The 19500-nt window shown below is 51.2% G+C and carries 18 protein-coding genes; 7 read left to right on the forward strand and 11 right to left on the reverse strand.

All coding sequences use genetic code 11. The annotated features are described in order from the left end of the window. Window positions 1–364 precede the first annotated feature (364 nt). The 8 genes from F1609_RS00080 to F1609_RS00115 all read right to left on the reverse strand — a co-directional run bounded on the left by F1609_RS00080 (window position 365) and on the right by F1609_RS00115 (window position 12784). Window positions 365–934 carry a hypothetical protein gene (locus F1609_RS00080; RefSeq protein ID WP_167073477.1) on the reverse strand — a complete coding sequence of 190 codons (570 nt, stop codon included), beginning with the start codon at window positions 932–934 and terminating at the stop codon, window positions 365–367. 38 nt (window positions 935–972) lie between these two features. Continuing rightward, window positions 973–4074 carry a type I restriction endonuclease subunit R gene (locus tag F1609_RS00085; RefSeq protein ID WP_167073479.1) on the reverse strand — a complete coding sequence of 1034 codons (3102 nt, stop codon included), beginning with the start codon at window positions 4072–4074 and terminating at the stop codon, window positions 973–975. A 5-nt stretch (window positions 4075–4079) separates the two neighbouring features. Then, window positions 4080–5810, reverse strand: a complete 1731-nt coding sequence (locus F1609_RS00090; protein ID WP_167073481.1) for a DUF262 domain-containing protein — start codon at window positions 5808–5810, stop codon at window positions 4080–4082. Between the two features lie 52 nt (window positions 5811–5862). Continuing rightward, on the reverse strand, window positions 5863–7212 hold the full coding sequence (locus F1609_RS00095) for a restriction endonuclease subunit S (protein ID WP_167073483.1): 1350 nt from the start codon (window positions 7210–7212) through the stop codon (window positions 5863–5865). Beyond that, entirely contained in the window at window positions 7209–9050 is a 1842-nt protein-coding gene (locus F1609_RS00100; RefSeq protein ID WP_167073486.1) for a type I restriction-modification system subunit M, read from the reverse strand. Before F1609_RS00100 ends, F1609_RS00095 begins: the two co-directional genes overlap by 4 nt. A 657-nt stretch (window positions 9051–9707) precedes the next feature. Further along, a complete protein-coding gene (locus F1609_RS00105) occupies window positions 9708–10640 on the reverse strand; it encodes a recombination directionality factor (protein WP_167073488.1) in 933 nt (310 codons plus the stop codon). A 107-nt stretch (window positions 10641–10747) separates the two neighbouring features. Continuing rightward, on the reverse strand, window positions 10748–11749 hold the full coding sequence (locus F1609_RS00110; protein ID WP_167073490.1) for a YqaJ viral recombinase family nuclease: 1002 nt from the start codon (window positions 11747–11749) through the stop codon (window positions 10748–10750). Window positions 11750–11824: 75 nt separating this feature from the next. Next, window positions 11825–12784, reverse strand: a complete 960-nt coding sequence (locus F1609_RS00115; RefSeq protein WP_167073492.1) for a DUF932 domain-containing protein — start codon at window positions 12782–12784, stop codon at window positions 11825–11827. Window positions 12785–13147: 363 nt separating this feature from the next. Between F1609_RS00115 and F1609_RS00120 the strand changes: the two genes are divergently transcribed. The 3 genes from F1609_RS00120 (at window position 13148) to F1609_RS00130 (ending at window position 14891) form a co-directional block, all read left to right on the forward strand. After that, entirely contained in the window at window positions 13148–13474 is a 327-nt protein-coding gene (locus tag F1609_RS00120; protein WP_167073494.1) for an H-NS histone family protein, read from the forward strand. A 401-nt stretch (window positions 13475–13875) separates the two neighbouring features. Next, on the forward strand, window positions 13876–14139 hold the full coding sequence (locus tag F1609_RS00125) for a hypothetical protein (protein ID WP_167073496.1): 264 nt from the start codon (window positions 13876–13878) through the stop codon (window positions 14137–14139). 35 nt (window positions 14140–14174) lie between these two features. Further along, on the forward strand, window positions 14175–14891 hold the full coding sequence (locus tag F1609_RS00130) for a hypothetical protein (protein ID WP_167073498.1): 717 nt from the start codon (window positions 14175–14177) through the stop codon (window positions 14889–14891). 537 nt (window positions 14892–15428) lie between these two features. On the opposite strand, the gene F1609_RS00135 is transcribed toward F1609_RS00130, so the two are convergent. Next, a complete protein-coding gene (locus F1609_RS00135) occupies window positions 15429–15860 on the reverse strand; it encodes a transcriptional regulator (protein ID WP_167073500.1) in 432 nt (143 codons plus the stop codon). Window positions 15861–15884: 24 nt separating this feature from the next. On the opposite strand from F1609_RS00135, the gene F1609_RS00140 reads away from it, so the two are divergent. The 4 genes from F1609_RS00140 to F1609_RS00155 all read left to right on the forward strand — a co-directional run bounded on the left by F1609_RS00140 (window position 15885) and on the right by F1609_RS00155 (window position 17632). Further along, the gene (locus tag F1609_RS00140) at window positions 15885–16190 is read left to right on the forward strand and encodes a hypothetical protein (protein ID WP_167073502.1); all 306 of its coding nucleotides are present in this window, start codon (window positions 15885–15887) and stop codon (window positions 16188–16190) included. Between the two features lie 27 nt (window positions 16191–16217). Further along, complete coding sequence (locus tag F1609_RS00145) at window positions 16218–16439, forward strand: hypothetical protein (protein WP_167073504.1); 222 nt, start codon at window positions 16218–16220, stop codon at window positions 16437–16439. 29 nt (window positions 16440–16468) lie between these two features. Next, window positions 16469–16921 (forward strand): hypothetical protein, encoded by a 453-nt coding sequence (locus F1609_RS00150; RefSeq protein WP_167073506.1) that lies wholly within the window; start codon window positions 16469–16471, stop codon window positions 16919–16921. 417 nt (window positions 16922–17338) lie between these two features. After that, window positions 17339–17632, forward strand: a complete 294-nt coding sequence (locus tag F1609_RS00155; RefSeq protein WP_229421528.1) for a hypothetical protein — start codon at window positions 17339–17341, stop codon at window positions 17630–17632. 244 nt (window positions 17633–17876) lie between these two features. Here F1609_RS00155 and F1609_RS00160 read toward each other — a convergent pair whose 3' ends face one another. Beyond that, on the reverse strand, window positions 17877–18860 hold the full coding sequence (locus tag F1609_RS00160; protein ID WP_167073508.1) for a site-specific integrase: 984 nt from the start codon (window positions 18858–18860) through the stop codon (window positions 17877–17879). 138 nt (window positions 18861–18998) lie between these two features. Continuing rightward, complete coding sequence (gene moaC / locus F1609_RS00165; RefSeq protein WP_167073510.1) at window positions 18999–19493, reverse strand: cyclic pyranopterin monophosphate synthase MoaC; 495 nt, start codon at window positions 19491–19493, stop codon at window positions 18999–19001. Window positions 19494–19500 lie beyond the last annotated feature (7 nt).

The raw sequence follows: 19500 nt of genomic DNA on the forward strand, positions 1-19500 counted from the left end.
AGCAAATCATTAAATTTGTCGATTAGGCAAGCGGTTCTAGATCTAGACTGTGTCGAAGCAATAAATGACTGATCTCTGCTCAACAATGTTCGTATCAAGTCAACAACAAAGCATTACATATAGGTTGCCAGTTGAATATAACAAGCTAGAAGATGGATGATTGATAAACGCTATCCGGTAAATTCTCGATGCGACGACGATGTTGGCAGCATATGGGCTCGCTTTTTCATGCGATAAAAATTGACAAAGGTTGTACCAATTTGCCTTGCCCAAAACCAGAACTCTGGCTGGATTTAGCGTTCCATACCATCAACAAATGCCGAGGTAGACTTTAGTGTTCGTTTCCTAATATATATGCTAGTACTCACTTGCTTAGCGTTTCAATCTCTCGCCGAAGTTTTTGGAGTCGCAACTCTAAGTCAGACTTACCCCATTCAGCATTCAAAATACCCCACAACAATGCAGCTCCAGTTGCTCCGACGGCTAAAGCTATGGCAAATTCGTTAAAGCCGTGAATTTTCTCGCTCATCAATAAATAAATCAAAGCGATAAATAGCAACAAGCAAAATGACACCGCCGAAATCCTCCGCTTGCTTCGCCTCGTCTTCAAAGCTGTTTCGGAATAAAATCTTTCATTTAGCATGCTCCGAATATGTCTTTCGTTCGCAAACAACGCATCTTTCCTTTGAGAATTTTTCAACAACCTTCGAGCCGCAACCGCAGAATTGGGCGCATTGATTGCACAGAAACTTAGCCACGTAGCTACGGATATCCCTAGAAGATCCGCAAAAACAAAAGCGACATTCCCAGTACTTACGGCAACTGCGCCACTGATTATCGCGGCAATGATGGTCGCCATTTTGCTGTCCAACCATCTAGCTCCGATTAACCACACTGGAATCGAATGCAACAGCACAATGAATAGAATCGTCATTCTCGTCCTATTTGTGAATAAAAAAAATATTGCTGATTTCAGCGGCTAGCAGGTGGAAGATTTTCGGTAAGTGTTTGACCGTCTCCCCGCCTCTTAGCAAAACCTGCAAACACGAGGTCCAGCAATATCTCGGAGAGCCCGTCTTGAATTCGTGGGCTATTTAGCACCTGCTTGGCCATTTCCTGATACTTGTCCAGGCCGTCAGCAACTGAGTCGAGCATCACGTTCTTGTAGTCCGGGCTGGCGCCAAACTGTTCCTTCGTGTTTGCTGCGGCCTGCTCTGCCAACATCTCGTTGTCCATCATCAGTCCACCGACGTGGTTCGCCAGCGCAAGCAGGTCATTGTCCGTCAAGTCCCCCTCGAAGAGATCATTCATCTTGGCGATGATCGCCGACAGCATCGCTACCTCGGGATCGTGGGATTTTCCTGATCCAATATCCGTCAGGGGCTTCAGCTTATAGTCGGCCAAGTCCTGTCCAAGCTTAATGGCCTGCTTGCCAGTGTCACTCAACTTGTAGTGGGTCAACTTCACAGCCGATAGATCAACAGGGTCATGGCTACGTTCATCCTTCAACCAGGGCAGCAGATGCTTGAAGTAGATCGACCGCTTCTCCAAGTCGGTATCGGCGAAGTCCACTATCTGAGACAGAAAGTCGTAAGCACGGACGAATCCGCCAACGTCCTTGCGGAAGATCTGTAGCTCATCAATCGCCTCGTCGTCAGCGGCCTCTATGGCCTCTCTGAACTGCACACGATATCGGTCGACCGCTGGCGCGATTTTGGCCTGCATATCGCCTTGGCGGCCCTTGAAATAGGCTGCAACAAGCCCTTCCACTTCTTCGGGAGTGTAGATTCGTGCGGCATCGAGTTTGCTCTGAAGGTCATGTATTAAATTTGGGTCCGAAACGTCGGCTAGCTCGGCAGTCTCGAAATATGGCTGGAACGCTGCCTTGATCTCTTCGGGATCGTTGACGAAGTCGATGACGAACGTCTGGTCCTTTCCGGGCATGGTCCTGTTCAACCGGGAGAGGGTTTGCACTGCGGCCACGCCAGCCAACTTCTTGTCGACGTACATTGAGACAAGTTTGGGCTGGTCAAAGCCGGTCTGGTACTTGTTCGCCACAAGTAAGATCTGGAACTCGTCGGTGTCGAAAGCTTCTCGCAGGTCTCGCCCCTTAAGGCCTGGATTCATATTCGCTTCGGTGAACTCCCCTGGTCCGCTATCACTGTCCACAACCTCGCCCGAAAAGGCAACGAGCGTGGCTAAGGATTGGTAGCCCTGTGATTTGATGTACTTGTCGATCGCCAGCTTGTAGCGTACGGCTTCCTTCCTCGACGACGTCACCACCATCGCCTTTGCCTGGCCACTTAGCCTCCACGCCACATGCGCCTTGAAATGCTCAACGATGACTTGGACCTTCTGCGAAATATTATAGGGATGGAGCCGAACCCAACGCATAAGCGAAATCAGTGCCTCGCTTTGATCGACGGTATCGTTGTCGTAATCCTTACCGTTGTGGGCTAGCTTGAACGCCAGCTTGTATGGCGTGTAGTTCAACAGGACATCGAGAATGAATCCCTCTTCAATGGCCTGGCGCATTGAGTAAACATGGAATGCCTCGGGAAGATTGGTATCCGATGCAGGCGAAGACGTGTCCGGGACACGCCCGAATAGTTCAAGCGTCTTGCTCTTGGGTGTAGCGGTGAAAGCAAAGTAGCTCAAGGAGCTCGGCTGTGGTCGTGCCGCCATTTCGGCGATCAACAAATCCTCGTTGCTAAACTCTTCACCCTCCTCGATCTGCTCGGCAGTCAATACCTTCTTAAGGTTCTTAGCAGCTGCGCCTGTTTGCGATGAGTGGGCCTCGTCTGCGATGATGGCGTATGTACGGTTCTTGAGTGAGGTCTCTTTCTGGATTGCCTCAAGAACGAATGGGAAAGTCTGGATTGTAACGATGATGATCGGCACGTTGTCCTTAAGCGCCTGCGCCAACTGAGCCGACTTCACCCCCTCGTTTGTCACTCGACAGACGACGCCTTGCTTGTGCTCGAACTGGTAGATGGCGTCCTGCAACTGCTGGTCGAGGATTGTTCGATCCGTGATGACGATAACCGATGAAAAGACCTTGTTGTCGGAGTCATCGTGCAGGTTTGAGAGCTGATGCGCTAGCCAAGCAATAGAATTTGTCTTTCCCGAGCCCGCACTGTGCTGGATCAAGTACTTGTGACCGGCCTTTTCCTGCTTGGCTGCGGCGATCAGTGATGTGACGCCTTCCCATTGATGAAAGCGTGGGAAGATCAGCTTCTCCTTGATCTCCTTCTTGCCCTCGGCGGTCTTTTTCTCTTCCCTTGATAGGTGAACAAAGCGCCCGATGATATTTAGCCAGGCATCTCGGTCCAGTGTGCGCTCCCACCAATATGATGTGCGGTAACCTTGGGGATTCGCAGGGTTGCCTGCGCCGCCGTCATTGCCAAGGTTAAACGGAAGGAAAAACGTGTCCTTGCCACGCAGCTCAGTGGCCATCCAGACCTCGTCCGTCGAAACAGCGAAGTGGACCAACGCCCTCCGCTTAAACGCCAACAGGGGCTCTTCTCGCTTGCTGGCGGGGTCCTTCGGGTTGCGGTCGTACCGGTACTGATTTTTGGCGTCGTCGATCGTTTGCGTGAAGTCGGTCTTAAGTTCCGCCGTGGCCACCGGGATGCCGTTGATGAAGAAAACCAGGTCGATGGAGTTCTCACTCGACAAACTGTAGCGGACCTGACGCACGATCCGACATCTAACTTTGCTGTAGCGGTCCAAGACGTCGGGGTTTATCGACTGCGCCGGTTTGAACTGACACATGTCGATTTTTCCGGACCCGACGTCCTTGAAGCCTTGGCGCAGCACCGCCAATGATCCTTCTCTGTCGAGAACTTGCGTCAACCGCGCCAGTAGAGTCTTCTCGGTGGCTCCGTTGTGCGTCAATTTCAGCTTGTCCCACGCCTTGGGTTGCGTGTCCTGAATCCAGCCAATCACATCGTCAGGATACAACGCCAGTTCACGGTCGTACTTCGCCGCGTCACCTTCCAGCCATCCGTTGGCGGTAAGGTGAGCGACGATATCACCTTCGAAGTGGATCTCTTTGTGTGGGTTGGCGTTCATAGCGTTTATCCACCGATTGCTGCAAGCATTGCGTCGGATGGTGATTTCCTATCCTGAAGACGGTAATGCTGTTCGAATTTTGAAAGCAAGACATCCTGTCTCGCCAAGATCACTTCTTCGGTCCAGGCGGCAGCGGCTAGGACCTGTGTGGTTAATACGAACGGTGAAATTCCGTTTTTGGTGAAGTACGCAGTTTTTTTCTTGGCAAAATCAAAGTTCCGAGCTGCGCTGTTCTTCCTCCGGGTCAGAAGCGCAAGGTTACCGAGTCGATGGACCAATGCCCGTCTTTTCTCAGCTTCTGGAATCCACTCTAGCCACTGGCTCTTCGCCATGGGAGTCTGAGGCAAAATATGTTCGACGCTAATTGTGTTGTAGGAATATATCGCTCCGCCACCAGACAGGAGCGAGTCCAACCGTACGAGTATCAAAGATACGGCTCTCGCAGAGTGCGTGTCGTAAATCGGCCCCGACAGTGCTTCATAGGTTGAGTACTGTTCAACAGGCGAAAGTGCTAGCGGCGACTTGCTAGCCCACAAATCCTCTCCAGCTTCAATCGATGTCGTTAGCTTTGAAAACCTGTCGATACGATCGTTTACTCCAACCCTGCGAATTAGCATCGAATACACTAGAATCTCCATATCAGAGACAAACCGCAATATCAAATCAAAGTCGTTTCGATGGCGAACGAAGTAGGTTAACGTCGGTGGCATCCAGTCTCTAAATTCGACTTTGTTGATCCAAGTTAAAGACGCATTCACTTTTTCAGCGTTCTGTTGAGAAGTGTACGATGAGTCCCCGATCTCTTGAAACGCCACAGCCATTGGCTTCAGTATTTCGTCGATAAATTGTTCTGCTTTAGCGAACTTCACATGCACACGAAATTCTTTAAGAAGCGTTTCTTGCGGTTTTATCTTTCGATAAACAGTTCGGATGTGCCCAAATAGATCGTTGAATTCATCACGGCCTAAGTCTTCTTCGAGCTCCTCCCACATCTGAGTATAGATCGGGCGAATTTTTTCGCTGATTTTCCCCGTGATCTCGGCCTTAAGAATGTCAGTAGCGCTTAGGTCGAGGCCCCGACTATTTAGTACGTTAAATATTCTAAATGCCGAGTCGAGATCCGGCGTAGATACCGCTACTAAGTAGCAACGCGTTGCTATGAACTGAGCAAGGCGAAGTTGCTCGCCGATCCCAATTTTGGATAGATACTTCATGTAGAACTTTGCGTTATCCCTCAGTCGATTTTGGCTGTCCGAAAGTTCGCTATTTAAGGAAACGAGCTTTTCCACCCCGCCTTCATGCTGCACATAGTCCTGAAAGAAGGCCTCATCCTTACTTCTCAGCGTTAGACGGTAATGATTTTCTGTGTTAAGGATGATGTCGCCTTGGTCGTAGATCATTTTTGAGATCCCAGCCCTTGCCATTCCGTTTTCAGCGTGCGCTCGAATTGCTGAGAGCAAGAGCGTTAGCGTCGTGAGGCGTTGTTGACCGTCAACTACTGTAGCGTCTGGCTGCGTTTCGGCTTTCACAAGCACAATACTTCCTAGGAAATACGGAGGAAGTTCGCTGAGCTCGCCTATAGAGCTACGCATAAAACCGAGCAGATCCTCCACGAGTTCACTCGCCTGCTCAACCTTCCAAGAGTAAGGCCGTTGATAGCCGGGTATTGTGAAGATGTAGTCATCGCTAAAGATTTTTGAGATTGCCTGTTCGTGAGCTGTTAATGTCTTCGTCATCTAAAAATCCATTGAAGTTGTCGTTCTAACTCTTGAGTTTGCGGCGCCGATTTCAGGCTGCCGTTCTCTCCCGGCCATCTATCCGAACATCGATCTTGCCAGTCACAGCAGCTGAGATCAAAGCGGTGCGGTGTTCTTTTTGCAGAGCGATGGCTTGTTTTGCCTTGGCGATGAGGATGTCGATTTTTTGATTTGTGGAAGAAATGTACCGGGCGATTGCTATCTGTTCAGTCATTGGAGGCAAAGACACCTGCATGCCAGTCCAATCATCCTCCCGCAGGGCTTTGGTGCCGTGCGCTGCTTGATCCGTTCGCCCTAATATTTCCTTGCTCAAGCCACGTATAAGAACGGTGAGGTATTCCGGGTCGCAATTTGAATTGGCGCGTAATGCTTTTAGGTCCTGATTGATGGCCATCGGTACGGCATTGACAGTAACTGGCAGTGTGTGGAGCAGAATCATTCCCCGGACTACGATTAGAACTGCGTTCGGTGCAATTAACGTAGCCCCGCCCTCGGAAACCGCCAGATCGGAAATATGATCTTGTGTGTCATCTAGAACGTCAACTTTTAAATCTTTCGCCGATGCCCATGGATGCTTGCCGTTCCAGTAGTCGGGTCGATCCTTTGCTGGTGTGCCACCACTTGTCATGGTCATGATGTGCTTCATCGGTATCGTTATCCAATGCTCAGGCACGTCCCCTAGCCACGCTAATCCGCTCGGTTTAGTCGGCACGCTCGGATCGAGGCCCTTCGTCACAGCATGCGAGATTACCGCCTGGCGTTTTTCTTTGAGCAGGCCGATCATCGCTTCTTGCTTGGCGATCAGGGTGTCGATCTTGGCCGTTTCACGATCGAGGAAGGCGGTGATACCCGCCTGCTCATGGCGGGATGGGGGGAATCCAAATCTACATGCACGCAACGCCTCGGCGGGTAAGTGGACAATAGTTGACTTCCCTATGGGACCAGTGAAACGTTCCTGTGCCGTTGCACAAACAAGAAGGTAATACATAAACGCCGGAGAGTCTGCTGTAGGGCTGAGAGGGCGCAATCTGTGCAGCGCCTTCTGGTAGTAGTATTCCCCGTCGGTATTCCAAATTGCAGACCGTCCAACGTCACCACCCTCGCAAACTAACAAATCGCCCGGCCTGAGCGAATAGCGAACACGATCAACTTTATTAAAATCCATTTCTGGCAATGCGGCAGTATTAATTCGGCCCCACTGAACGTCAGTATTTCTTAGGTATGGTGCCAGACGATTGCCGACGATGTTTTTTTGATCCAGCATCTTCCCGAGAGCAACCTCATATCGATAGCCTACGGCCGCAACCTTCCATCCTTCAGGTACATCCCCCAGCCACTCCACGCCCGATGCCTTGTACTTGGGATATGGCTTGAACGTCACGCAGTCACCTCGTTCAGCAACGCTAAAATCTCGCTCGTCACCGCCTTCAACTCGGCATCAATCTCTTCCAGCGAACGTGGTGGCGTGTACTGATAGAAGAATCGATTAAACGGGATCTCATATCCAAGCTTGGTCTTCTCATGGTCGATCCAGGCGTCGGGAACATGAGGCAGCACTTCCCGCTTGAAGTAGGCCTCGATGTCCTCCTTTACCGGCACGTTTTCAGTATCACGCAACTTGGTATCCGCCTTGGGCTTGCCCTTCTTGTCGGCCACTGTCTTACCGTGCTCGTCGGTGAGCGGGCGCTCGACCGTGATGGTGCTGTAGCCAAAGTCATTGTTGTCGAAGATTCGGGAGACCAAGAACGTCTCAACCTTCCCGCCCTCGGGTGCAGTCGGGATTGTCTCGGCAGCAGGGACGATGCTGTCGCTGATCGTTTTGCCGTCGGCATCAAAGCTCTTCACATGGCGCAGCTCTTCAAAACGGCCATGGAACTCGACAAGGCGCTTGATGTCAGCCGGGGCCAGTTCCTTTCGCTTGCTGCCGAGTGTCTTCCGCATCTTGCGGTAATACTCCGCACCGTTGATCAACTGAACCTTACCCTTGCGGGATGTGCTTTTCTTGTTGGTCAGTATCCAAACATAGGTAGAGATGCCGGTGTTGTAGAACATGTCGGTGGGAAGAGCAACGATCGCTTCGAGCCAATCGTTCTCGATGACCCAACGACGTATTTCGGACTCCCCCGAACCTGCCCCTCCCGTAAACAAAGGCGAGCCGTTCAAGACAATGCCGATACGGGAGCCACCGGTGTCTTTAATCTTGTCGTATGGCCGCATCTTTGACAACAGATGCATCAGGAACAGCAAGCTACCGTCCGACACACGAGGTAAGCCTGGGCCAAATCGACCGGCATGACCTCGTTGCTCGTGCTCCTTGCGAATGTCCTTCTCAACTTTTTTCCACTCGACGCCAAACGGCGGATTGCTCAACATGTAGTCGAAGTCTTTTCCTGCATGACCGTCATCCGACAACGTATTGCCCATGATGATATTGCCCACGTCCTGACCCTTGATGAGCATGTCCGCCTTGCAGATGGCGTATGACTCATCGTTAAGTTCTTGGCCAAACATGACGAGGCGAGCTTTTGGATTCAGACCATGCAAGTGTTCGCCAGCGATGCTCAGCATTCCGCCAGTTCCCGCTGTTGGGTCATAGATGGAACGAACAACGCCGGGCTTAGTCAGTGCTTCGTCATCTGTGGTGAACAGTAGGTCCACCATCAAGCGAATGACCTCTCGTGGCGTGTAATGCTCACCTGCGGTCTCGTTCGAGAGCTCAGCAAATCGACGGATTAGGTCCTCGAAGACTAGTCCCATGTCTGCGTTTGAAACCACGTTCGGATGCAGGTCGATCGCAGCGAACTTCTGCACTATCAAAAACAGCAGATTGTTGTCGTCCAGCTTCTCGATCTGCTTGAAAAAATCGTATCTTTCGAATATGTCACGAGCGTTGTCGGAGAACGCGTTGATGTATGCGATCAGGTTGGCTTTGATGTGCGCCGGGTCGCCTTGCAACTTGGCAAAGTCGAAGAGTGAGATGTTGTAAAACGACTGAGCCGCACGCTTGGTCAGAAACGTCTTGAGGTCGATTCCTTGGCTTTTTCTGGCTTCGACTTCAGCCAGGACGGCAGGCTTGTTGGCTTCAAGCACGCAATCCATGCGGCGTAGCAAGGTGAACGGTAAAATGACTTTCCCGTAGTCGGACTGCTTGTAGTCGCCTCGTAGTAAGTCGGCCACCGACCATGTGAAAGAAGCAATTTCGGAATAGTTTGAAGCCACTGTATTGATCCTGAGAGTTAATTTCTATCAGGCATTGTAAAGGCAAGCGTCCGGGAGCTGGAAGAAAAGTAACCTGAGAGATCTAGTCGGATTTTCGTCACTAGAACCCACGAAAAATTGAAATTTGGTGGGTTCCGATTTCGATGAACAGCTTGTCCCCGTTGTGATTCCGGCCCGTCCTATTTTATTGTACATAGTAGTAGAGACAGGAAACGAAGAGTACTGCTCCGCAGCACGACATCGTTGCTACGCCATCACTGTACGCAAGGTCAGGCCGCCACCGGATCTACTTCTGTATTTGAGGCCCGGAGTGAAGGCCGTCCAGCGACAGAAAATACTACCACGACAACATACGTGGCAAATAGTGGCACACTTCATCGCAGAAACTATGGAAAAATATTACGGTGAAGCGGGCCTTATTGACCATGATTCGGCTTTGGAGACCAGCGGCCACTACTGATCACTCTCGTGACTAGGATTAACTTCTTTGCGCCCCTTACGAAAAAGTGGCTCTCTCACCGACAGGGAGCCACTGCGGCGGTTAGCCACCAAAGAAGACGCTGCCAGCAACCGCCTTCCCCAGCAAGAGCGACGCCAAGCCGAAGGCAATTTTGAGTAGCGGCACGCCGATGCAAACTGCGATCATACCGATCAGGATCATGGCGATGCTCCCGGTTTGTCGTTGCCGGCCTTTTTGTCCAGCTTCTCACGAAGAGTCGGTTTGGCCGTTTTGGGCGCCTGACCAAGTGCCATGTCATCAGCTCCGGCAGTTCCGCCATTGGCATTGGCATCAGGAAAGAACTCTTCCACGACCTCCGGAATTTCCTCGCCAGATTCCTCGAACGCACCGTTGGCGAAGCCCTGCCTGGCGCTTTCGTCCAGCGCTGCTTGGTCGTAGCCGACTGCCTTGCGTCGTTCATCGTTCGACCTGGCCTCGGCGATACCTTCTTCCAGCGTCATACCTTCCCTTACAGTAAGATCCACGTAGTAGACAGGAGTCCGGTGGCTCATCGTCGTGCTTTTTCCACGAAGGCGAAGTTCAAGCGGAAGACAGGCCAGCAAGTTTCCGGAAACGGCCCGGTAGTAGCTGAGTCGTGCTGCCAGACTTCGGATGCTGTTGAACCCAGTTGTGCGGAACATGAAGGTTCCCAGTTCATCATCATCTCCAATCTTCACGTTCAAACGGCCGTACGGCTTGCATAGGCCGCCCTTGGCGACCTGACAGCCATCCGGTGAGGGGCAAGGCAGCGTTTGTATCCCCGAGGCCGTGTAGCGTCTACAAACCTCGCCATTGCCAACACACAGCGGACGCCCGCTACTGCGATCAAACATGCTGTACTCGGCCCGCAAGTTGAGGTCGGGATCGTCAAATAAGACCCGGACCGGAATAGACCGGATTTTCCCGCTGACGGATGCCTTACGCAGGCCTTCATCGAACGGATGCAGCACCCAGCCATCCTTGCCTTGTACTTGCGAGGTGACGGTAAACTGATCGTCCTTTTCGGGCAACCGCTTCCCGTTCCTTTCCACGATCTTGCCAATACTGATCCGCCCCAATATCGGCGGCGTTATTGCTAAGCCTTTGATCATTCTCTCTCCTATTGCCAGCGCCGCCTGCCCGAAGTTCTCGAACGGGACCGGCAGCGCAGGCAGCCCATTTATTCGGGCAATAGACTTCGGTTGAACTGCGAGGACTGCTATGTGTTGATGAGGAACCTGCGGGTCCCAGCTCGGATCAACGGGTACGTAGACAACAGAGCTGGTTGATCTTTCATAAGTGCGATGACATCGAGAATGAGCCCGTCCTTGCTGCGTTTCCACGAAACGGTTCCTGTCCCGAACTTTGCTCGACTGGCATCGCCCATACGTTGTTGGATACGTTGCTTTAGCTCGGCTTCGAGCTTCTCCCGAGCTTCAATATCGGCCCTGATTGCAACCAGGTCGGAGAAGGTGCTGGACATCTCGGTGTCGCCGACGAAATCCAACGTGTTACCACTGTCGCTCGGGTACAGGCACTTCAAAGCTGTGGCCGCCGACTCTGAGCCATCTGCTGGGGGTGGCGTGTCGGTTTCGACGTACATCCAGAACTTCTGTTCAAGCTCGATCAGGCGGTTGATCAAAGCATCGTCTCGCTCTATACGATGGACTCGGATTTCTTGGCCGCAGATCAGCACACAGACATCAGCGGCGATCTTGTTCGTCACCGCAAGTTGATGTTGAACCTGTAACTGAACGTACTCAGGCACCCCGTCTTTCCAGAGCCTTGCGCCAAACTCGCCAGCCGTTTTACACTCTAGTATCTGTGCGTCACCGCCGTTCACGATCACATAGTCGAGGTTGGCCAGCATCCATCGGCGATCGGAATCAGGATGTTGAAGGACCGAGTTGATGCGACGAACCTTATTGCCAGTGCGCTTCGTGTAGTGGGCCGCAACGATGGGCTCCAACAAGCTACCCCAGTACATCGGGCTGGTCTCGTCATTGGGATCGACCTTGGGCAGCTTCGCATCACGGCTTGTCTTTATCATCCACAGTTCGAGCTGGGATTGGTAAGGGTTCAGTCCCACCGCTGCGGCTGCATCGCTACTACCAATGCCTCCTTTTCGAACGTTCAGCCAGTCATTACGGCTCAAGTCCTTTGTGGACACCAGCCTTAAAGCTGGGCTTCTCGATTTTTCCACTGCTGTTGCGATGTTCATGCCGTTGCTCCTCAAATTGAAAAAGCCCAGCAGAGCGGTTACTCATGCCGGGCTTTCGTTGTAGCGGGTTAGATTTTAGGCGAGCATGATCAATGCCTCGTCGAGAGCTTTCTTCTTCAAGGAAGCGCCCTGTCCGAACCATGCTGATTCCAAGCGGTAGTCAGGGCTTCGAGCCCGCCGTTCGTGGTCAACGAATTCAGTGACAGCGTTGAGCAGACCAAACGCAGTGGATTTCGACGATGCCAGTTCAGCGCCTTTCCCTTGGCCTTCGTACAGGCTCATCGCTTTCGTCATGGCACGTTCGTTCGTGAGTCCAGTAGCGGGATTGCTTGGGTCCGTGAAGACACGCAGGAAGTAGTTGAACGCTTCAGTGGTTTTCACTTTGCGGTCGGCGAGGCCCTTCATCTTGTACATGAATGTGTCCCACTGCGATACCGATACGCCCAACTGCGCCTTGACCTTGTTGGGATCGAAGCTCGTGCTGTGAGGAACTTTGACCGCTCCAGCGCCATCGGAAAGCGCTACTGCTAGTGTGTTGTTGCAGACCACTCGGATGCTTGTGAACTGAGCAGTGGTTGCCAAGGTGCCGTCACAGGCCGTGGCGAGCAGCAGGTAGCCGTTGAGGATGTCGTTGCCTTTCATGGTGGCAGATTGATTGGTGCGAGCCAGAGCCCAGATCTTGCGGCCTTCCTTTAGCACGCCAGCGGTTTCGAGCTCAAAGCCTGAGACATCGACCAAGTCACGATAGAACTCCAGTATCTCCTTGGGCTGCACGACCTTGTAGCGTGCCGAGACGACCGAGAGCGCGGCCTTTGTGTCGCTACGATAGAGCACTTTTTGCTGGGGAAATGACATGATGGGTCCGAGTATCGCTGGGCTTTCAGTCATAAAGCGAACAGGTGTCTCTTCGATACTAAATGCCATCCCTGCCTGACGCTGCCAGAATTCGATGGGTTGATGAGCATCAATGCGGTTTCCGAGGCCATGCCAAGGTACGTCGTTTGCAAAGGCCATCGTTTCAACAAGGTGAGCCATGGGTAGTTCCTTTCGTTTGTGATGGTCGTGACAGTGCTGCCGTAGCTACCGGCGGCAAGGCTTGGGTGTTGCTATAGTTGGGTATCAGGCTGGGGTGGCGCGGCTGGCAAACCAGCGCTTAAGCATCCGAGCGACGACGATGATCACTTCGAACACCAGGGAGAGAACACTGTCGATAGTTGAGTTATTCATGGAACTGCTCCTTGGCGGGTTAGGTGAAGGTTTTGTTATGTACTCTTCTTATACCAAGGACACGGCGAGAAATTGAATTTAGGCCTGGATGCGCTTTTGTAAGCTTTGTTGGGATACTATTTGTGTGAGCCGTAGCTCATCTTACCTTTTCCGTACGTACAGGATTTCAGAATGACCAAGACAGTTGCAGAACTCACCGAACAATATGCAAAGCTTGAGAACGACTTCAATAATCAACTCGGTGCCCTCGTTAGACAAATCGAAGCTGCTCGCAAGACCGAACAAGTGGAAGCCACGGCCAAAATCAAGGCTCTCATGGCCCAGCATGGCCTTTCCTCAGCAGATTTTGCAATTGCTAAGCCAGCAAAGAAGGGCAAGGCAAGTGGGGCGGTCGCGCCGAAGTTTCGTGACGACGCAACAGGGAAAACGTGGACGGGGCGCGGCCGCACGCCTAGATGGTTGACGCCTGAGAATCGTGATAGTTACAAGATTGACTGAGAAGGGGGTCTTGGAATTTTTAATCCAAGAAAAACCCTCAGTACGGAATTAATAAGAGTTGCAATCCATTACTTTTTAGATGAGCGGTGGTTACGCTAGGAGGATACGTTGTCTTATTCCTGCACTTCTATAATCAGCGCTTAAAAGTCGCTATATGTCATCTTTTCGCTTGGGACTCGAAAAGCTATTAGGGAAGCGCTGATTTATTCAATATTTCTAAAATTTTCCTTTGTAATTCTTTGATTTTAAAGTGCGTGCTTTTTAGAAAATTAGTAGTTCAGTACTTTTTAGGGTGAGCCCTTACGAACGAGGCACTTGCTGTTTTATTTAAATGATTTGCATACATTTTCTCGTGATGTATTCGTATTACTAGACTAATTCTAAATTTTACTGGATATTATATGGACGACGTAAGAAATTTAGCTGAGGAAATTCGACATTGCTATCGTTTTGTTAAGCGCCCAATGGATAGCGAAGTTCGTTCGATTCTTACTGAAATAAATCGGATTAAACTGTCGGGTAAGCGGGTTGATGAGTCGACTATTCATGATGTCATTTACAGAAATGTACAAGATACACGCAGTTTTGTTATCGATTCAGTTGATATGAGTGGAACTGTTAGCGTCTTGAAACAAATATTAGATGCAGCCGCGCAACAAAAATGAGCAGTGAGGAGTTCGAAGAGCTATCGAGACTATTTTTGAGCGAGAAGAAGGCATTTGACATGCGCCTCCATTCTTTGCTGCAAATCGGGATATTTGAAAACTCAGAAATCAATGAAATTCATTTAATTGGATGTGAATTTTTTTCCAACTTTGAAAAATATTTGGCGAAATGTTCGAGCTCGGGGTTAACTAAATTGCAGTTGAACGATGTTTGTACGAGCATCGAGAACGTCCTCAGAGCGGGGGCTGATTTCTGGGAGTGTCTTCGTGGTTTAGCGCAAAAGAAAAATCTGCAAATTGAGCCGTCTAGCAATTTTCTTTCAACTGCACAGTCAATTCTAAAATCACACAAAAAACCTACAGCGATAGTTCTCAGACAATTGTACATCGAAAAAAATTTACCTGTGAGTGGATATATGGCAAGTCGCGTAGATTTAAAAGAGAAAAAAGTCGATTGGCCAGCTGCATCAGCTGGAATCATCCTATTGGCTTTAGCAGCGATTTCTGTTTTTTACCTAAAGGTTTCTGACGGAATCCAATACTTACTTGTCAGGGTATTAATTTCATTAGGGGCAGGATTGATTCTGTCCGCCTTTGCCAAGAGTCATATAACGCTTAATTATAAGCACAAAGGCATTGCAATTACTGCGCTAGGTGCCGCAGCTACATTTCTGTTAATCTATTTTTCCAACCCAGCAGATGTTCCAAAGTTCAATAACACCGTTACTCAGGAAAAAAATACGCCTCATTAGAATTAAATTGCGATTCGGGAAGAGACGTTATGTGACGCATTGGCTCTCTTTACCCTCGTAAGCGTGCAGTAATGGGCCATTTAATAAAGGTACTGCAACCTATGGCGACCAAGCTCGGTAAAGGAGCTGTACCCCTGATTTTTTAAGACTCAACGTTGGTTCGTCCCGCCCGAGTTGTTGGCTATGCAACTAAATTTATGTTTGAACCAAAAGATCGGTACATATTTACTCTATCTATAAAAAATTCAAACAAGGCAGATGCCCAGCAACAGGTATGCCTTGAAAATTTCACCTGCCATTTTTCTCTTTTTCGTGGGCTGTCTGCATACTCCGGCATCGTGACAGTAATTTCGGTATCGTGACCTTTAATTCTCGAGGAAGCTCGAAATCTGTCACGTTCGCCCGGAATAGGCTGTCACGTTCAAATGGAATGACTGGTCACGATACCGGAATTACTGGTCACGTTCGTCCAAACTCCCAAGTTGTCCAGCGCAAGGCTCAGCCATCTCTTACATGAGGGGACATCAACGTCGCCGCCTACTCCCGCCACATCTCCTGCTCCAGCGAAAACTGTTCGACGATCTCAATAACCAGATTGCGGCGATGCTCAGGCATTGCTCGAATCCGACCTAAGAACAGCGCTTCGTCCTTTGTAAGAGGTGCTGGCGCCTCACCCCTGCTTTTTGGGAGCTTCTTAGCCGTGACCGTCGGGCGATCTTCAGCGATTCCATAGCGTAGCCACTGAGCTGATACGTTGAGCCAAGCTGCAAGTGTTTCGATTTTGTCCGGTGTTGGCCTTGCTTGCCCTGTAAGCCACTTCTGCGCTGCCTGCATCGTGATCGGCTCGTTTTTGTGTCGCAGATTGAACTGAAGCGCCAGGTCCGTTGCCGAGCTGACCTTCTTCGCACTTCGTTTGAGGGCTTGGGTTAGTCGTTGGGAGAATGCGTGTTTGTCGTCGGTGAGAGGCATCCCATCAGTGTGAAAGAGATGTCAATGATTTTGACAACCATCCGGTTGTGTAAAAATACTTCATGGTTTATGCTGAGCACCTATGGAGACCCGTGCATGGGTTCCAACTACTGGAAGGGCAGCATGGAAGACATTGACGACAGCGAAGTGAAATCCCGTGGACGTGAGGAGCGTACCGCACGGATCGAAGCGATGAAGGGCTATGGCCTACAAGTTAGTGGGTATTGCCTCGCCTTAGCGGGGATGATGATCGCAGCCTACGCAAGCGCATATGCTGGGGCACATGGACACGCCGCTGCCGAGGCTAGGATGAACCGTAATCGCACATAAATTACCGAAAATATTAAAGGGGACTTCATGGGTTTGAAGGATTTTCTCAACGGCGGACGCATGGTCAAAGGCTCATCGTTCGACACAAAGCTCAAGCCACTTGGCAGCATGTCTGAAACGACTCAACGACGGCTTGGCTATGCTGACGCCAGCGGCAACTGGACAGACCGGGGCTACGACCGGGCGACGAGTAGGGACTACCAAGGGCTTGAAAAATCACGACATGCGATGCTTAAGGCTAAGAAGTGAGGGCGCGTTTTAAACGAAGGCCATTGATCTTGGTCGTAGTCGCCGTGGTCCTGCTAGGCATCCTCTTCTTTTGGGCCAAGTCTCGTTCGAACTCGACGGACTGGGTTGAAGTCGGAATCGGCGGCCCGAAAGAGACAGAATTTCCCTATCGGTACATGGGCAACAAGGAATTCCCTCCAACGCATCCTGATCTGGTCGGTCTAACTCTAGATCTTCAAGCGGGTAGAGCTCGTGGTGCTTGGGTCTATGCCCAGGCGTCGGGATGCTATGCACCAAAGCTACGTGATGGCATTCCGTCGATCGTTTGCGAATCAGTCAATCGAGAATCCATCATCGTTGGCGGCACCGACAATATTCGTGAATTCTTACTTTCACTTAATTCTGGTCAAGTCGGCGCAGTAAAGGGAAAAGCCATGGGTCTCTATGCAGATCATCCAGTAATTTGGGTCAATGACCCTGCGCTCAAGCGAAAAGTGGACTAGGAAACAGAACAGCACAACGGGCCTGCTGGGGCCACGTAACAAGCGGCGACGACGAAATTGAGAAGCTCACTTTTGGTGAGCTTTTTTTCATTGCTCGGCGTCTGTTTTCATCGCAGCAGAGAAAACGAACTAAAATAGTCTGACAGATAGATATCATGCATCTGTCAAAGGATTGACAGTTCACAGCACTGTCCAACAACAAAAATAACAAGGACACCCAATGTTTCAACTAGCAACAAATTACGTAAGGACCGCTGTCGATCGACTCGGCGGCCCCACTAGAGCAGCCACCGCAATGGCTGTGTCCGGGACGACTATCCATGAGTGGATTAAGCGAGCTCGTATCGGTAGCATCGACAAGGCGACACAAATGGCGAAGCTTTCTGGGCTCGAAGTTCAGCAGTTGAGGAGCACCCAATGACCCTGGACCAACTCAACAAAGAGACGGCAAGAAAAATCATCGCAGACGCCATGAAGATTTTGCGAGGGCCATCGTATGTCAAGGAGCCAAAGAAGGTCATCTCCTCGGGAAACTACGCCGACCTGTCCCGAGAGCAAATTGACCAGGGCGTCGTAGCACTGGTGGTCCACTGCAACCTATCTGGAGGGTCGATTCTTGACATGAACCTCTACAGGCTCATCAGAACTTATCTGTGGAGCCCGCAAGCTCGATCTGAAATCAACGCTGTAGTGGGGCGATATGGCCTTTGAAGTGGCCGTACTGGTGACCTGGTTACTGTTCTTGTTCGAGGAATGGCTGGACCAGAAGGGCGGTGGGAGACGTCCAGAGTGATGGCCTGCAACGCTGTCTTGCTGCGAAGCAGGCGATATCGCTGGTTGTATCTTCCTCTATCTATAAGAAAATTGAACCGGCCAAAGTTCAAGTAGATAGAGGCGAAGAAACGCAGGTGAAACCCACCAAATTTTCGTTTTCCGTGGGTCCCCTCCTGCTATTTCAATCCAATTTTTTTGCCAAGGCTTCCGCCTTTGGGTGGTAGTAACGCTTAAGCATCTGAATTGTCTGATGCCCGGTCACCGCTGCCAGTTCGATCACATTCGGTAGCTTCTCTGCCAGGCGACTTGTGGCCGTGTGGCGGAGGTCATGGAAGTGTAAGTTGACGATTTCAGCACGAGCGCATCCCTTACGGAACGCTGCCTCCATTCCCATGTCGGTAAGTTGAAAAACCCGGCCATCAACGCAACGAGGAAGATCCGCCAAGATCGCTACAGCTCTTTTCGACAGGGGAACTGTCCGCACAGTACCGTTTTTCGTCAACGGCAAGAAAGCGGTCTGCTTTTCCAAGTCGATGTGTTCCCACCTTAGGCCCAGCAGTTCGCCTCGACGCATTGCCGTTTCCAACGCCAACATCACTAACGGCACCATCCACGGGCTTCGCCGCCCCCGTGGTTTAAGCTCGTCAAGCAATTTTACCTCTTCGTCGACGCTCAGCAGGCGACTTCGTCCTAGCGGTGTTGCTGGCTTACGAACCAGCTCACAGGGATTGCTGATAGGAAGACTCCACTCTCTTCTGGCATGGCTTATCACGCTTGACAGGATGCACAGCTCACGAATTATTGTGCCAGCCCCTACAGTCTTTAAGCGGTGATCACGGTAAGTCGCAACGACAGCGGGGCTCAACTTTGCCATGCTGTACGAGGCCACCTTGTTCCGCTGCATGAATGCTATGCCTTCGGCTTCCCGCTTGGCCCCTCTTTTGGTTGGCGTTACTTCCTCCATATACCGCTGTAACACTTCACGAAGCAAGATTTCAGCCCCTTTGCTGCTGTGCTGGTGCCCTCCGTTGTCCATAGAGGACTCAATCTCTCTTGCCCATCTTTGTGCAGCAGCTTTTGAATCGAATGATTTTGTTTCTACGGGAAAACCTTTTACTCGAACACGGGCTTGCCATGTTCCTGATCGTTGCCTGAACGTTGCCATATGCCTTCCAGTGGGACAGGCGTGGGACAGGACAAGAATTTAACTATGATTTTTTGCGACCTCGACGAGCTAGCACAAGATCGAACAAGGGTATCCGGTTCAAGTGCTGGACATGCAAATCTTTTAAAAAACAGAGACTTATACGTCGGCATGCCAGCTGCCCGACTTGCCGCCCTGTTTTTCCAGCACGCGCACGTTGGTCATGACCATGCCGCGGTCGACCGCCTTGCACATGTCGTAGATCGTCAGCAGGCCGACCTGGACCGCAGTGAGCGCTTCCATCTCGACTCCGGTCTTGCCGACTGTCTCGACCTGGGCGCGGCAGTGCACGCTGTTGGCCGCCTGGTCGACCTCGAAGTCGACAGCCACGCGCGTGATCGCCAGTGGATGGCACAGCGGCACCAGCTCGCTGGTTTTCTTGGCGCCCATGATGGCGGCAATGCGCGCAATGCCGAGCACGTCGCCTTTTTTGGCGCTGCCGGACAGCACCAGCGCCATCGTTTCCGGCTGCATGCGGATGGTGCCGGCGGCCACCGCGATGCGGTGCGTGTCGCTTTTGCCGGCAACGTCGACCATGTGGGCCTGGCCGGTGGCGTCGAAGTGGGTAAGCTGGTCGTTTTGGGAGGTTGTCATCGGATCG

Origin of the sequence: Massilia aquatica, assembly GCF_011682045.1 — a bacterium.
GTDB lineage: Bacteria > Pseudomonadota > Gammaproteobacteria > Burkholderiales > Burkholderiaceae_D > Telluria_A > Telluria_A aquatica.

Bases quoted from the DNA above. Each gene is read 5' to 3' on its own strand.
- moaC (WP_167073510.1), bottom strand. From the start codon at position 19,493: ATGACAACCTCCCAAAACGACCAGCTTACCCACTTCGACGCCACCGGC.
- F1609_RS00115 (WP_167073492.1), bottom strand. From the start codon at position 12,784: ATGGCTCACCTTGTTGAAACGATGGCCTTTGCAAACGACGTACCTTGG.
- F1609_RS00125 (WP_167073496.1), top strand. From the start codon at position 13,876: ATGGACGACGTAAGAAATTTAGCTGAGGAAATTCGACATTGCTATCGT.
- F1609_RS00085 (WP_167073479.1), bottom strand. From the start codon at position 4,074: ATGAACGCCAACCCACACAAAGAGATCCACTTCGAAGGTGATATCGTC.
- F1609_RS00145 (WP_167073504.1), top strand. From the start codon at position 16,218: ATGGGTTTGAAGGATTTTCTCAACGGCGGACGCATGGTCAAAGGCTCA.
- F1609_RS00110 (WP_167073490.1), bottom strand. From the start codon at position 11,749: ATGAACATCGCAACAGCAGTGGAAAAATCGAGAAGCCCAGCTTTAAGG.
- F1609_RS00160 (WP_167073508.1), bottom strand. From the start codon at position 18,860: ATGGCAACGTTCAGGCAACGATCAGGAACATGGCAAGCCCGTGTTCGA.
- F1609_RS00120 (WP_167073494.1), top strand. From the start codon at position 13,148: ATGACCAAGACAGTTGCAGAACTCACCGAACAATATGCAAAGCTTGAG.
- F1609_RS00155 (WP_229421528.1), top strand. From the start codon at position 17,339: ATGACCCTGGACCAACTCAACAAAGAGACGGCAAGAAAAATCATCGCA.
- F1609_RS00105 (WP_167073488.1), bottom strand. From the start codon at position 10,640: ATGATCAAAGGCTTAGCAATAACGCCGCCGATATTGGGGCGGATCAGT.
- F1609_RS00140 (WP_167073502.1), top strand. From the start codon at position 15,885: ATGATTTTGACAACCATCCGGTTGTGTAAAAATACTTCATGGTTTATG.
- F1609_RS00135 (WP_167073500.1), bottom strand. From the start codon at position 15,860: ATGCCTCTCACCGACGACAAACACGCATTCTCCCAACGACTAACCCAA.
- F1609_RS00090 (WP_167073481.1), bottom strand. From the start codon at position 5,810: ATGACGAAGACATTAACAGCTCACGAACAGGCAATCTCAAAAATCTTT.
- F1609_RS00080 (WP_167073477.1), bottom strand. From the start codon at position 934: ATGACGATTCTATTCATTGTGCTGTTGCATTCGATTCCAGTGTGGTTA.